We start from the raw sequence: 650 nt of genomic DNA, 5'->3' as shown, positions 1-650 counted from the left end.
CGCGCTGGTTGTTTGCCTTTTGTTAATGTATTGATTACAAACTGTGCTTTTCCTTGACGGATAATATCAAGTAAGTTGTATTCTTCAGAATCAATTTTATTTACAACTTGCACTGGAATGTTTTGCTCTGCTAACGACTGTGCTGTTCCAGCTGTTGCTAATAAGTTATAGCCGATTTCGTGGAAACGTTTTGCAATTTCCATTGCTTCTTCTTTATCTTTATCCGCTACAGTGATGATTACTGATCCGTGCGTTGGGATGTTAATTCCTGAAGCAACTAACCCTTTGTATAATGCTTTTTCAAGTGTTAAGTCTTTACCCATTACTTCCCCTGTTGATTTCATTTCAGGTCCTAATGTTGTATCAACTGAACGTAGTTTCGCAAATGAGAATACCGGAGCTTTTACATATACTTCTTTCTCTTCTGGGTGATAACCCGTTCCATATCCTTGCTCTACTAGGTCTTGCCCTAAAATAACTTTCGTTGCAACATTCGCCATCGGTACGCCTGTAATTTTACTTAAGAACGGTACTGTACGGCTCGCACGTGGGTTTACTTCAATTACGTACACTTGATCTTTGAATACTACAAACTGGATATTTAGTAATCCAACAATGTTTAATCCTTTTCCAAGTGCAATTGTATGTTC

General features: G+C 38.0%; 1 protein-coding gene. It reads right to left on the bottom strand.

The annotated features are described in order from the left end of the window. Positions 1–650: ATP-binding protein (locus M3Z76_RS19665; RefSeq protein ID WP_483310192.1), on the bottom strand; the 650-nt coding region annotated here is incomplete at both ends.

Source organism: Metasolibacillus sp. (genome assembly GCF_025291715.1).
Taxonomy (GTDB): domain Bacteria; phylum Bacillota; class Bacilli; order Bacillales_A; family Planococcaceae; genus Metasolibacillus; species Metasolibacillus louembei.
This window is presented reverse-complemented; position numbering and strand designations above follow the sequence as displayed.